The sequence below is a fragment of the Rhodococcus sp. IEGM1339 genome, assembly GCF_050321925.1.
Taxonomy (GTDB): domain Bacteria; phylum Actinomycetota; class Actinomycetes; order Mycobacteriales; family Mycobacteriaceae; genus Rhodococcus; species Rhodococcus pyridinivorans.
In genome coordinates, this window is the sequence record NZ_JBNQFT010000015.1 from 38,865 (window position 1) to 52,154 (window position 13,290).

Below are 13,290 nucleotides of genomic sequence, written 5' to 3' on the forward strand. Positions count from 1 at the left end.
AGGACGGATGGGTGATTCCCGGACAGCGGACATGCCCGGGGAGCAGGCACGAATCAGACGGCGATCAGAGCCCGGTCCGGGCCTTCACCCGTCCCTGTTCGATGGCGTCGTGCAGGGCCTGCAGGTCGCGTTCGTTGCGGTCCGCGTAGGCCACCGCGAACGACGAGACCGCCTCCTCGAACTCCTCGTCCGTGCCGAGATAGGCCGCCAGTGCGATCCGGTCGCCGGCCCGCGCATGGGCGAAGGCGAGGACTCGGCCGCAGAGTCGGCCGTAGAGCTTCAGGCCCTTGGGCACCATCTCCTCGATCACCGCCGAACCCTTGCCGTCGCGGAGCTGACGGATATAGAAATCCCGGTTCACCCCGTCGGCCCCGGCGCCCTGCTGCCAGCCGAGGAAGATGTCGCTCGCCGACTGCATCAGCCGCTGACCGTTGACGACCCGTTCGCCCTCGCTCCGGAAGGTCGGACCGTCGACGTAGTACGACAGCACCGAACGCTGCGCCTCCTTCGCCTGCAGGAACAACGGATCGTCGTCGTCCGCACCGCGCAGCAGGAGGATCCACGCCCGCGTGCCGACACTGCCCACTCCGACGACCTTCCGCGCGGCCTGGACCAGTTCGAACTGTTCGAGGAGGACTCGGCGGTCCCACTGTAGTGTCGCCCGGTACGAACGGACACGGCCGTACAACTCGTCGTAGATCGCCTCGGCGTCGAGGTCGGCGAAGACCTCTTCGACGGGCACGATGAGCGGCGGATCGCTGATGATCCGGCGGTGACCGTCGATGATGGTGGTCAGCTTCTCCTGTGCCTGGAGGCTGTCGCGGCGCGAGGCCTTGTCGAGCGCTTTCCGCGTGCGTTTCTCCATCTTCGCATCCAGCAGGCCACCCAACCCCGCTATCTCGGTCGTGGGATCGAGGTGGGAGTACCGCACGGCCAGATTTCCGAGTTGCGCTTGCCTACAGATCGTCTCGCGGTACTCTGCGGCACATGCCCGGTGATCTTCCGGCGTTCCTTCGCGGTGAACCCGTTGTCGCGACCGGCGATCTCGAGGCTTGCGACCAGGCGCTTGACGTCCCATTCGAACGGCCCCGGATAGGTTTCGTCGAAGTCGTTGACGTCGAAGGCCGTTCTCCGTTCCGGAGTCGCGAACAGGCCGAAATTGCTCGCGTGGGCGTCGCCGCACAGCTGTGTGTGCAGACCACTGTCGGATGTGCGCGACAGATCGTCGGCCATCACCAGTGCAGCACCGCGGAAGAACGCGAACGCCGACGTCGCCATGCGGCCGTACCGGACTGGAACGAGCTGGGGGACGCGCGACTGCGCCTGACTCTCGAGCAGCGCGATCGGATCCCGGGACGACTCCCCGAGATCGGCCAGCGACTCGACGGGAGTGCCCCTCCGAGCGGCGAGACCGTTCTGGACCCGCTGTTCGCGCGTCGGATGCACGACATGTCCGTCCGTGACCGACATGGGTCCTCCCACGGGGATATCACCGGAGTGTGGGCCTTCATAGTAGGCAGGCCTGCGGTCCCCTGGGAGGGAAACGGCGTCAGGACCGCGACAGCACCAGCCCTGAGGTCGGAACTCCTGTTCCTGCCGTGACCAGGACGTGGTCGACGTCGTCGACCTGGTTGACGGCCGTGCCGCGGATCTGCCGTACGCCCTCCGCGATGCCGTTCATGCCGTGGATGTAGGCCTCGCCCAGCTGACCGCCGTGCGTGTTGATCGGTAGCCGTCCGCCCACCTGGATGCCGTCGGCGACGAAGTCCTTGGCCTCACCGCGGCCGCAGAAACCGAGTTCTTCGAGCTGCATGAGCACGTACGGGGTGAAGTGGTCGTAGAGCACGGCCGTGGCGATGTCCTGCGGCCCGATGCCCGCCTTCTCCCACAACTGGTCGCCGACGATGCCCATCTCCGGCAGGCCTGTGAGCCCGTCCCGGTAGTAGCTGGTCATGATGTACTGATCGGGTCCGCTCCCCTGCGCCGCGGCCGCGATCATCGCTGGGGTCTGCTTCAGGTCCTTCGCCCGCGCGGCGCTGGTGACGACGATCGCGACGCCGCCGTCCGATTCCTGGCAGCAGTCGAGCAGGTGCAGCGGCTCGGCGATCCACCGCGAGTTCTGGTGGTCCTCGAGCGTGATCGGCTTGCCGTGGAAGAACGCCTTCGGGTTCGTGGCGGCGTGCGCCCGATCCGCGACCGCCACGGCGCCGAAGTCGGCGCTCGTCGCACCGGAGACGTGCATGTAGCGTTGCGCGACCATCGCGACGAACGAGGCCGGTGTGCTCAGCCCGTGCGGGTAGGAGAACGCGTTGTCGGTTCCCGACGAATTCGCCTGTGCGGCAAGGTCAATGTTGACCTGCCCGTACCGCGCGCCGGACCGCTCGTTGAACGCCCGGTACGCGACCACCACGTCGGCCACGCCGGTCGCGACGGCCATCGCCGCCTGCTGCACCGTCGCGCACGCCGCACCGCCGCCGTAGTGGATGCGGGAGAAGAACTTCAGGTGGGGAATGCCCACCGAACGGGCCACGGCCACTTCGGTGTTGGTGTCCATCGTGAACGAGACCAGACCGTCGACGTCGGCCGGGGTCAGTCCCGCGTCGTCGAGGGCGGCGCACACCGCTTCGGCCGCGAGGCGGAGTTCGCTGCGGCCGGAGTCCTTCGAGAAGTCGGTCGCGCCGATGCCGACGATCGCCGCTGCACCCGACAGGCCGCTCATGCGGTGCCTCCGATCACGAAAGCGGCTGTGGCCGTGATGTGTTTGCCCAGACTGTTGGTGCCGGTGATGTCGACGGCGACCAGTCCGTCCTCGACGGACGCGACGGTACCCGAGAGGGTCAGGGTGTCGTAGGCGTACCAGGGCACACCCAGTCTCAGCGAGATCGACTTCACCACCGCGCGGGGGCCGGCCCAGTCGGTGACGTAGCGCTGCACGAGGCCGGTGTCGGTGAGGATGTTGACGAAGATGTCCTTCGATCCGCGCTGCTGTGCCTTGTCGCGGTCGTGGTGCACGTCCTGGAAGTCGCGTGTGGCCAGGGCCGTCGACACGATGAAGGTGGGATCGGCGTGGATCTCGAGGGAGGGCAGGCTCTCGCCCGTCGTGACGGTCGGGGTGCTCACACGTCCTCCTCGAGGGGCTTCCAGGCGTACAGCGTCCACGGCTGCCCGCCGGTCTCGTAGTCGCCGGGGAAGTCGAGGAAGGTGACCTCGACCGGCATCCCGATGCGTACCTGTCCAGGGTCGACGTCGCGGAGTTCACCGAGCATCCGGACACCCTCGTCGAGTTCGACGAGCGCGACGACGAAGGGCACCTGCCGCCCCGGCACCTTGGGCGCGTGGTGGACGACGAAGCTGAACACCGTTCCGCGACCGGAGGATACGACGTAGTCGGTGGTTTCCGACTTGTCGAGCCAGAGCGCCGGGACGGGTGGGTGCTGCAGGGTGCCGTCGGGGCGTCGCTGGATGCGCAGTTCGTGGGTGGCCACGCCGTCCCAGAAGAATTGCGTGTCGCGGGAGACGGACGGGCGGAGCATCCGCGTGGGGTCGAGATCGTCGCGTACCGCGGATGTGGGCCGGTCTTCCGACGTCTCCGCGCGCTCGTCCTTCGACGGCGGTGCGAACTTCAGGATGCGGAAGAGCATCTCGGCGACGACCTCGTCGCCGACCTTCCACAGGTTGCGGGTGGTGAAGAACCATCCCTCTCCGAGCCCGGTCCGCTTCGGGCCGACGACGTCCTCGAGGGTGGATTCGATCGTCACCTGCTCGCCGTGGCGCAGGTAGCGGTGGTAGATCTGGTCGCAGTTGGTGGCGACCACCGAGGTGTAGCCGGCGTCGTCGAGGATCTGCGTCATCCGGCCGAGCGGGTCGTCCTTCTCGCGTTCGGCGCCGAGGCCGCGCATCGTCCACACCTGCGCCATCGCGGGCGGGGCCACGAGACCACCGTGACCGGCTGCGATCGCCGCGGTCTCGTCGGTGTAGATCGGGTTGTCGTCGCCGATCGCCTCGAGCCAGTTGCGGATCATCGGCATGTTCACCGGATCGCGGCCGGGTCGCGGCGCGGACGGGCCGTCGCCGCGGACCTTCTCGGCCGCCTGCCGGATCTCCTCGAGGATCCTCCCCCGAGCATCTCGTGTCACCGAACCTTGTGTCACCGAATCTCGTGTCACCGAATCTCGTGTCACCGAATCTCGTGTCACCGAATTCTCCTGCCTCACCGCGGGACCCGCGGCATGCCCAGACCGGCGGTGGCGATCAGTTCGCGCATCACCTCGTTGACGCCACCGCCGAAGGTGATGACGACATTGCGTTTGGCCATCATGTCGAGCCAGCGGAGCAGATCGGCGGTGTCGTCGTCGGCCGGATCGCCGAAGGCACCGACGATCTCCTCGGCGAGGCGCCCGACGCGCTGGATCCGCTCGGTGGCGAACACCTTGGTCGCCGAGGCATCGGCGATGTCGACGGCGTCGTTGCTGCTCGCCGCGACCTGCCAGTTGAGCAGTTCGTTGAGTCGCCAGGTCGCGTGGATCTCGCCGAGTGCGCGTCGCACCTCGGGGCGGTCCCGGAGTTCGTGGGCGCGGACCCATTCGACGAGCCGGTCGTAGATGCCGGCGACGCGACCGGCCGGGCCGAGCATGACGCGTTCGTGGTTGAGTTGGGTGGTGATGAGCTTCCAGCCCTTGTTCTCCTCGCCGACGAGCATCTCGACGGGAACGCGTACGTCGCTGTAGTAGGTGGCGTTGACGTGGTGGGCACCGTCGCACGTGATGATCGGCGTCCAGCTGAAGCCGGGATCCTTGGTGTCGACGATGAGCACGGAGATGCCGCGGTGACGCGAGTCGGCGGGGCCGGTGCGGACGGCGAGCCAGATGTAGTCGGCGTCGTGCCCGCCGGTGGTGAAGATCTTCTGTCCGTTGACGATGTAGTGGTCGCCGTCGCGGACGGCGGTGGTGCGCAGGGCGGCGAGGTCGGTACCGGCCTCGGGTTCGGAGTAGCCGATGGCGAAGTGCACCTCGCCGGCGAGGATGGCGGGCAGGAACTTTCGCTTCTGTTCGTCGGTCCCGTAGACCTGCAGGGTCGGGCCGACGGTCTGCAGGGTGACGCTCGGCAACGGCACGTCGGCGCGGACGGCCTCGTTGGCGAAGATCTGCTGTTCCACGTCGCCGAAGCCGCGGCCGCCGAACTCGACGGGCCAGCCTACGCCGAGCCAACCGTCCTTGCCCATGCGACGCACGACCTCGCGATAGGTGGGGCCGTGCCGCTCCGTGCGCATGATCGCAGCCTCCTCGGGTGAGACGAGGCTGCTGAAGTAGCGCCGCAGTTCGGCTTGCAGTGCGCGCTGGTCGCCGGTCAGATCGATGAACACCGGGCCCCCACGAGGTCGAGTCGGTACGAGGCGCCGCCGAGCAACCGGGCGAGGTCCTTGGCGGTCGACGAGTACTTGTGCAGCGGATAGGTCTCGTCCACACCCACGCCGCCGTGCAGGTGGTGCAGCACCCGCATGGCCGGCGGCAGTTCGGCGGCGATCCAGTAGGCGGTGATGTCGAGATCGTCCGCGGCGTCGAGACCTTCGGCCAGGCGCCAGACCGACGACAGCGCCGCGACGTGCAGGGTGCGGGCGGTGACGTAGACGTCGGCGATCTGCTGTGCGACGGCCTGGAAGGTCGCGAGCGGCTTGCCGAACTGGTGCCGCTCGCTGACGTGCTTCGCCGTGAGTTCGGTTGCCCCGGAGAGCAGTCCGTCGGCGAAGGCCGCCACGGCGGCGAGCGCGATCCGGTGGAGCATCGCCACAGCGTCGGTGCCGGATTCGGCGAGCAGGACACCCACGGCGCCGTCGGCGCGCACCGAGAACTCGGGAGAGCCGGTCGAGGTGGGGCTCGAACGCAGGGTCATGCCCACGGCGTCGGGAGCCACCGCGACCACGCCTGCGTCGGTGGGCAGCAGCACCACGCGTGCCCGATCGGCGTAGGGCACGGCGACGAACGAACCGGTGACCGCGTGGCCCCCGTCGGTGGCGACCGCCGTGGCGGCAGGTTGCTCCGGGAAGGCGCGCCCCGGTTCGCCGAGCGCGGCCGTGAGCACGGCTCCTTCGGCGACGCCGGCGAGCAGGTCGCCCTGTTGCTGTTCGGAGGCGAGCGCGAGGATCGGCAGCACGCCCAGGCCGAGGGTGGCCAGGGCCGGGGTCTGCGTGGCTCCGCGTCCGATCTCGGTGAGCACGGTGGCGACCTCGCCGAGCCCCAGGCCCGACCCGCCGAGACGCTCCGGCAGAGCGAGCGAGAGCAGGTCGGCGTCGGCCAGCGCGGCCCACAACGCGTCGTCGGTGAGGCCGCGTTTCAGGAGACCGGCCGCCACACCGGCGATTTCCTCCTGTGTCTCGTCACGTGTGAAGTCCACCGTCACCCACCTTCGAATAGAACGTGTTCTAGTTGTAGCACTCCCCGGCGCCCTGCGGAAGGACCGCTCAATCGCGCGGCAGGCCCAGGAGCCGCTCGGCCGCCACGGTGAGCAGGATCTGCTCGGATCCGCCGGCGATCGTCAGGCACCGGGTGTTGAGGAACTCCCGGGTGAGCGGACCTTCCACCCAGCCGGCCTCGCCCGCGAGATCCATGGCGAGCTCGGCGGTGTCCTGCCGCTGCCGCACACCGATGAGCTTGCGGACGCTGGACGCGGCGCCCGGATCCTGCCCTTCGAGCTGCGCGAGGGTCGCCCGCAGATCGAGGAGCGAACCGACCGTCGCCTCCCCGATCTGCGTCGCGATGCGGTCCTCGGCGACGGGATCGCCGGAGGTCGACAGTTCGAGCAGTTCCTCGATGCGCGGCCCCAGCGACGACTTGCCCCCCATTGCGACGCGTTCGTTGGCGAGGGTCGTGCGGGCCAGCTTCCAGCCGTCGCCGAGATTGCCGACCACGCAGTCGTCCGGCACGAAGACCGAATCGAGGAAGACCTCGTTGAACAACGCGTCGCCGGTGATCTCGCGCAGCGGCGAGATCGTGATGCCCGCCGACTTCATGTCGACGAGGAAGTAGGTGATGCCCTTGTGCTTGGGGACGTCGCGGTCGGTGCGGGCGAGACAGATCGCCCAGTCCGCCTGCTGTGCGAGCGAGGTCCACACCTTCTGCCCGCGCAGCACCCATCCGCCGTCGGCCTTCTCGGCACTCGTGCGCAGCGCCGCGAGGTCCGAGCCGGCGCCGGGTTCGGAGAACAGCTGACACCAGACCACATCGCCGCGCAGGGTGGGCATCACGAAACGCTCGATCTGCTCGAGTGTTCCGTGTGCGAGGACGGTCGGAATCGCCCACCAGCCGATCACGAGGTCGGGACGTTCGATGCCGGCGGCGGCGAGCTCCTCCTGGACGACGAGCTGTTCGGCGGCGCCGGCTCCGCGACCGTAGGGCGGCGGCCAGTGCGGCGCTAGCAGGCCCGATTCGGCGAGGGCGACACGGCGCTCGGATTCGGGTGCGGCGGCGATCTTCTCGACCTCCGCACGGATCCGCGCGCGTTTCTCCTCGTGATCGGACAGGTCGATACCGAGGTGACGGCGCGCGCCGTCGCGGACCAGGGTCGTCAGCCGCGAGCGCCACGCGGTGGAACCGCCGAGCACCTGGCGGGTGGCGACCGCACGGCGGAGATAGAAGTGTGCGTCGTGTTCCCATGTGAACCCGATGCCGCCGAGCACCTGGATCGCGTCCTTGGCGGTCTGCACCGCGGCATCGAGTGCGATCGCTGCGGCGGCCGCCGCCGCGATCGGCAGTTCGTCGGGCTGCGCGTCGACGGTGACCGCCGCATCCCAGGCCACGGCCCGGATCTTCTCGGTGCGGCAGAGCATTTCGGCGCAGATGTGTTTGACGGCCTGGAACGAACCGATCGGTTTTCCGAACTGTTCGCGGATCTTCGCGTACTCGACGGCGGTGGTCAGCGCCCAGCCGGCGAGACCGGCCAGCTCCGCGGCGGCGAGGCCGGCGGTCAGGTCGCGCACGAAGCCGGCCGGGACGGTCGCGACCCGATCGACCGGGACCGTCGCGTCGTCGAGGCGGACGCGGGCCACCGCGCGGGAGGCGTCGATGGTCTCGAGCGGTTCGATGTGCAGACCCGGATCATCGGCCTCGACGAGCGCCCAGCTCTCGACGGCCGGATCACCTTCACCCGCGACACGGACGAGCACGGCGATCCCGGCTTCGGCACCCACGGCCGGTCCGGCCTCACCGCGCAGCAGGACTCCGTCACCCGCCGGCTCCGCGGTCACGGCCGAGTCGAGAGCGAGCGCGGTGGGGACCTCACCCTCGGCGAGCCGTTCCGTCGTCTTGGCGACGGTCTCACCGGCACGGCCGAACACGAGGGCGGCCACGACGGTGGTCAGGATCGGGCCCGGTGCGAGTTCGTAGGCGGCCTGCTCGAGCATGACGGCCAGGTCCACGGTGGTCGCGCCGAGGCCGCCCGCCTCCTCCGGGACGGCGACGCCGAAGACTCCGAGTTCTGCGAGGGAGGACCAGCCGTCGCGCCACGTCGCGTCGCTTGCGCGACGTATCGTCGACATGGGGTCTACGGCACGTGACCAGGCCTGGACAGATGCCTGAACGGCCCGCTGCTCCTCGGTCGTGGCGATACTCACAGCGGTTTCCGCCCTTCCGAATGACATCATTGCTAGAACGTGTTCTAATATGGCACCGATTCAGAGTCAAGGCGTAAGGAAACGAATCTATGGCCACCCCGTCCCGCTCCCGTGCCAACGGACACGGAACTCTGACCGCCCTCACCGAGGACGATCTCAGTTCCAATGCCCAGAAGGAACGGCGCAAGCGGATTCTCGACGCCACCCTGGCGCTCGCGTCGAAGGGTGGTTACGAGGCCGTGCAGATGCGGGCGGTGGCAGAACGCGCGGACGTCGCGGTCGGCACCCTCTACCGATACTTCCCGTCCAAGGTCCACCTGCTGGTCTCCGCCCTCGGCCGTGAATTCGCCCGCATCGAAGGCAAGGGCCGGATCCCACCCGGCCACAGCCCCCTCGAGCGCATGCACCTCATCCTGGGCCTGATCACCAAGGCCATGCAGCGCGATCCCCTGCTCACCGAGGCCATGACACGGGCGTTCATGTTCGCCGACGCTTCCGCCGCCGCCGAGGTCGACCAGGTGGGCACCCTCATGGACCGACTGTTCGCACGGGCCATGAACGACGGCAAGCCCACCGAGGAAGAACTCGCCATCGCACGCGTCATCAGCGACGTGTGGCTGTCGAATCTCGTCGCCTGGCTCACGCGCCGTTCGTCGGCCACCGATGTCGCCCGCCGGCTCGAACTGACGGTGGAGCTGCTGCTCGGCGACGGCTCGCGCGTGCCGAAGACGGTCGCGTCGGAAGCCTGACGGCGCTCGCGTCCGAAGCCCCGCGGCGCTCGCGCCGGAAGCCCCGCGGCGCTCGCGCCGGAAGCCCCGCGGCGCTCGCGCCGGAAGCCCGACGTCCGATCCGCCGCTTCCTGTAACCGGAAACACGTGGTCGCAATACCCAGCGGGTCGGATTCGTGCCCCACTCTGACCTAACGTGGAGCAGGTGAGTGCCCACGATCTTCCGATTGACCTTCGACGTGCTCTGGTGGCTGTCGCGCGGACGCCCCGCCTGCTCGTGGCGACCGACTACGACGGCACCATCTCCCCCATCGTGAGCGATCCCGAGAAGGCCTACCCGCACGACGATGCGGTGCGGGCGCTGCGGGGCCTCGCCGCTCTGCCGTCGACGGCCGCTGCCGTCATCTCGGGACGCGCTCTCAAGGATCTCGCCGCCCTGTCGCGTCTGCCGGTCGAGGTCAAACTCGTCGGCAGCCACGGCTCCGAGTTCGACATCGGATTCGTCCACGAGATCGATCCCGACGCGAGGGACCTCCTCGCCACGATCGTCGAGGGACTGCACTCGGTGGCATCCCGGTTCGACGGCGTGCAGGTGGAGGCCAAGCCCGCGAGCGCCGCGCTGCACGTGCGCAACGCCTCTCCCGCCGATACCGAGCAGGCCCTCGATCTCGTGCGCAGCGGCCTCGCGCTCCAGCCCGGTGTGCAGGTCACCGAGGGCAAGGCAGTCATCGAGTTGTCCGTGGTGCCCACCGACAAGGGCAAGGCGCTCGACGTCATCCGCCACCAGGAAGCCGCCAGCGCGGCGGTCTTCTTCGGCGACGACGTGACCGACGAGAAGGCCTTCCGTTCGCTGCAGGGCCCGGACGTCGGGGTGAAGATCGGCGACGGCGACACCGCCGCCGAGTACCGCGTCCGCACCAGCGAAGAGGTCATCGCCGCACTCGCGTTCCTGCTCGAGGAACGTCGCACCTGGTTGTCCGGCGCCCACGTCGCGCCGATCGAACGCCTGACCATGCTCGCGAGCCCCCGCTCGAAGGCACTCGTCACCCCCGACGGCACGATCACCTGGCTGTGCCACCCCGAACCCGATTCCGCGGCGGTGTTCGCCCATCTCCTCGGCGGTGACGCAGCCGGTCACTTCACCATCGGCCCGACCCGCCAGGCACTGCCGCTCAGCCAGCGCTACGTCGACTCGACGATGACGGTGGTGACCCGGTGGGCGTCGCTCGCGGTGATCGACTACCTCCCGCACGACGTCGAGGCCGGCCGTACCGACCTCACGCGCGTGATCACCGGGCGCGCGAGCGCGGTGGTGACCTTCGCCCCGCGACCGGAGTTCGGACAGGGACAGGTCACCCTCGAGGTCGAGGACGACGGCATCCGCGTCATGGGCTTCAACGAGCCCTACGTCCTGCGCTCCCCCGGCGTGCGGTGGGACATCACCACGGACGGCGTGCACCAGACGGCCCACGCCGTGGTCGACCCCACCGAGAACGACATCATCCTCGAACTCCGCTGCGGCACCGACGATCTCGATGAGCACCCGGTGCCGGAGGTCGAGCGTCGGGCACAGTCCGAGGCCTACTGGCACACGTGGGCGTCCCAGCTCGAGCTGCCGCCGCTCAAGCCCGATCTCATGAAGCGTTCGGCGCTCACCCTGCGGGGGCTGGTCCACGGTCCGACGGGCTCGATCCTCGCCGCGGCGACCACCTCGCTCCCCGAGGAGATCGGCGGTGTCCGCAACTGGGACTACCGCTACTGCTGGCTGCGCGACGCCGCGCTCACGGCGCAGGCGCTCGTGCGGGTCGGATCCCTCGAGGAGGCCGAGAACTATCTCGACTGGGTCCACCGCGTCCTCGAGACCGTGCCGGGCCCCGAACGTCTGCACCCGCTGTACACGCTCGCCGGCGGACCGCTGCCGCCCGAGGCCGTGATCGACTCGCTTCCCGGATACGCCGGTTCGCGGCCCGTGCGGGTCGGCAACGCGGCGAACCAGCAGGTGCAACTCGACGTCTTCGGCCCGATCGTCGACCTGATCGCCGACCTCGCGCACAGCCGCGAGTCGCGCGGCGTGTCCCACGACCGTGCCCTCACCGACCGGGACTGGGAGCTCGTCTGCTCGATGGTCACCGCGGTCGAACGGCGCTGGTTCGAACCGGACCACGGCATCTGGGAGATCCGCCACGCACCCCGCCACCATGTGTACTCGAAGGTCATGGGGTGGCTGACCGTCGACCGGGCACTGACGCTCGCCGAGAAGTTCGGCCGGACCGCCGGCGAGGGCTGGGCGGCGCTGCGCGACGAGATCGCCGAGGAGGTCACCGAGAAGGGCTGGAACGACGAGGTCCAGTCGTTCACCTCGGCCTACGACGGCACCGATCTCGACGCGGCCACCCTGTTCATCGGCCTCACCGGACTCGTCGACCCGCAGGACGAGCGGTTCCGGGCGACCGTGCAGGCCACCGAACGGGAGTTGCGCAGCGGCGCGACCGTCTACCGCTATCACAGCGACGACGGCCTGCCGGGCGCCGAAGGCGGCTTCCACCTGTGCGCGGCGTGGCTGGTCGCGGCCTACCTGCTGGTCGGGCAGCGCAACGACGCCGAGGCGCTGTTCGCGCAGCTGGTCGCGGCGGCCGGACCGACCGGGCTGCTCAGCGAGGAGTACGACCCCGTCGCGGAGCGTGCGCTGGGCAACCACCCGCAGGCGTACAGTCACATCGGTCTGCTGCACTGCGCCCAGCTGCTGTCGGGCGCGAAGGCCACGGGCGACCGGCAGCACTGAGCTACGAGCGGGGCCGCTCGGTCACTCGGCGTACCACTCGCTCTCGACCCGACCCGAGGTGGCACCGAACCACAGCTGGGTCCCCAGGGTCTCGAGCGCGGGTACACCGGAGTGCGAGGGGGCGGCGAGGAGCAGTTCGCCTGCGCGCCGCCCCTTGTCCTTCTGCGGTTGCCTCACGGTCGTGAGGCCTTCGCGGATCGCTTCGTCGATGCCGTCGAAGCCGGTGATCGACAGGTGGCCGGGCACGTCGAGACCCATCTGATTGGCCCAGGCGAGAGCGCCGAGCGCGAGCACGTCGGTGGTGCACACGAGCGCGGTGATCCGCGGGTTCATGCGCATGATCTGCGCCGCGGCGGACAGGCCGTCCTCCGCGGTGTGGGTGTAGCGCTCGACGACGGTGAGCGATTCGGGGGCCAGCCCTGCGGCGCTCATGGCGTCCTGGACGCCGCGGATGCGTTCGCGCTGCACGTGGAAGGCGCCGGATTCGAGGGTCGACAGGTCGACGACCCCGTCGTGCCGTTCGCGGCCGAGGCGCATCGACAACATGCCGATCTGGCGGTGGCCGAGTTCGATGAGGTGGGCGGCGAGATCGCGCATCGCCCGCCGGTCGTCGATGCCCACCACCGGGGTGTTCTCGAGCCCGCGCGGCTGGTCGCACGCGACGATCGGGAGGTGCCGTTCGAGCACGGCAGCGAGATAGGGGTCCTCGGCGGGGACCGAGTAGACGACGAAGCCGTCGACGGACGAGCGGTGCACGACCTGTGCGGCCTCGTCGTCGGTCCGGCCCGGTCCGGCGGGGATGAGCAGTAGTCCCTGTCCGGCCGCTTCGCAGGCCTCGGACAGTCCCGACAGGAAACTCATGGCGGCGGGATCCCGGAAGGAATAGCTCAACGCTTCGGTGAGCAGGACCCCCACCGCTCCTGCCTTGCGGGTGCGCAGCGACCGCGCCATCGGATCCGGGCCGGCATATCCGCGTCGTTTGGCGACTTCGAGGACACGTTCGCGTAGCTCGGCGGACAACTGGTCGGGGCGGTTGTACGCGTTCGAGACCGTGGTGCGGGAGATCTTCAACTCGGCGGCAATCGACGCCAGGGTCGCCTGTCGGCGCGGCTGACGAGACCTGGACATGAGAGGACCGTAGTCCTGTGTCCATGGTCACGACCACCCAGGGATGG

The 13,290-nt window shown here is 69.2% G+C and carries 9 protein-coding genes and 1 pseudogene; 2 read left to right on the forward strand and 8 right to left on the reverse strand.

Annotated features, from left to right (window positions below; genetic code table 11):
* Positions 1-64: 64 nt before the first annotated feature.
* From ACQR3U_RS14740 to ACQR3U_RS14770, 7 genes and pseudogenes are all read right to left on the reverse strand, one after another.
* Positions 65-1,470, reverse strand: a pseudogene (locus ACQR3U_RS14740) (DUF2252 domain-containing protein).
* A gap of 79 nt (positions 1,471-1,549) precedes the next feature.
* The gene (locus ACQR3U_RS14745; protein WP_230810779.1) at positions 1,550-2,719 is read right to left on the reverse strand and encodes a lipid-transfer protein; all 1,170 of its coding nucleotides are present in this window, start codon (positions 2,717-2,719) and stop codon (positions 1,550-1,552) included.
* Positions 2,716-3,120 carry a MaoC family dehydratase gene (locus ACQR3U_RS14750; RefSeq protein ID WP_230810778.1) on the reverse strand — a complete coding sequence of 135 codons (405 nt, stop codon included), beginning with the start codon at positions 3,118-3,120 and terminating at the stop codon, positions 2,716-2,718. The genes ACQR3U_RS14745 and ACQR3U_RS14750 overlap by 4 nt, the downstream gene beginning before the upstream one ends.
* Positions 3,117-4,136, reverse strand: coding sequence for a bifunctional MaoC family dehydratase N-terminal/OB-fold nucleic acid binding domain-containing protein (locus ACQR3U_RS14755; protein ID WP_230810777.1), 1,020 nt, complete (start codon positions 4,134-4,136; stop codon positions 3,117-3,119). The genes ACQR3U_RS14750 and ACQR3U_RS14755 overlap by 4 nt, the downstream gene beginning before the upstream one ends.
* A gap of 74 nt (positions 4,137-4,210) precedes the next feature.
* Complete coding sequence (locus ACQR3U_RS14760) at positions 4,211-5,362, reverse strand: acyl-CoA dehydrogenase family protein (protein ID WP_230810776.1); 1,152 nt, start codon at positions 5,360-5,362, stop codon at positions 4,211-4,213.
* Complete coding sequence (locus ACQR3U_RS14765; protein WP_230810775.1) at positions 5,347-6,390, reverse strand: acyl-CoA dehydrogenase family protein; 1,044 nt, start codon at positions 6,388-6,390, stop codon at positions 5,347-5,349. Before ACQR3U_RS14765 ends, ACQR3U_RS14760 begins: the two co-directional genes overlap by 16 nt.
* A 67-nt stretch (positions 6,391-6,457) precedes the next feature.
* The gene (locus tag ACQR3U_RS14770; protein ID WP_230810774.1) at positions 6,458-8,605 is read right to left on the reverse strand and encodes an acyl-CoA dehydrogenase; all 2,148 of its coding nucleotides are present in this window, start codon (positions 8,603-8,605) and stop codon (positions 6,458-6,460) included.
* An 89-nt stretch (positions 8,606-8,694) separates the two neighbouring features.
* On the opposite strand from ACQR3U_RS14770, the gene kstR reads away from it, so the two are divergent.
* Together kstR and otsB are read left to right on the forward strand one after the other, a co-directional pair.
* Positions 8,695-9,354, forward strand: coding sequence for a cholesterol catabolism transcriptional regulator KstR (kstR, locus tag ACQR3U_RS14775; RefSeq protein ID WP_230810773.1), 660 nt, complete (start codon positions 8,695-8,697; stop codon positions 9,352-9,354).
* Positions 9,355-9,538: 184 nt separating this feature from the next.
* Positions 9,539-12,115 carry a trehalose-phosphatase gene (gene otsB / locus ACQR3U_RS14780; RefSeq protein ID WP_230810772.1) on the forward strand — a complete coding sequence of 859 codons (2,577 nt, stop codon included), beginning with the start codon at positions 9,539-9,541 and terminating at the stop codon, positions 12,113-12,115.
* 21 nt (positions 12,116-12,136) lie between these two features.
* Here the strand turns inward: otsB and ACQR3U_RS14785 are convergent, their stop codons facing one another.
* Positions 12,137-13,243, reverse strand: coding sequence for a LacI family DNA-binding transcriptional regulator (locus ACQR3U_RS14785; RefSeq protein WP_071936215.1), 1,107 nt, complete (start codon positions 13,241-13,243; stop codon positions 12,137-12,139).
* Positions 13,244-13,290: the final 47 nt, after the last annotated feature.

What these genes read in the sequence shown, in the direction of transcription:
- ACQR3U_RS14745 (WP_230810779.1), bottom strand. Translation starts at nt 2,719, where the DNA reads ATGAGCGGCCTGTCGGGTGCAGCGGCGATCGTCGGCATCGGCGCGACC.
- kstR (WP_230810773.1), top strand. Translation starts at nt 8,695, where the DNA reads ATGGCCACCCCGTCCCGCTCCCGTGCCAACGGACACGGAACTCTGACC.
- ACQR3U_RS14785 (WP_071936215.1), bottom strand. Translation starts at nt 13,243, where the DNA reads ATGTCCAGGTCTCGTCAGCCGCGCCGACAGGCGACCCTGGCGTCGATT.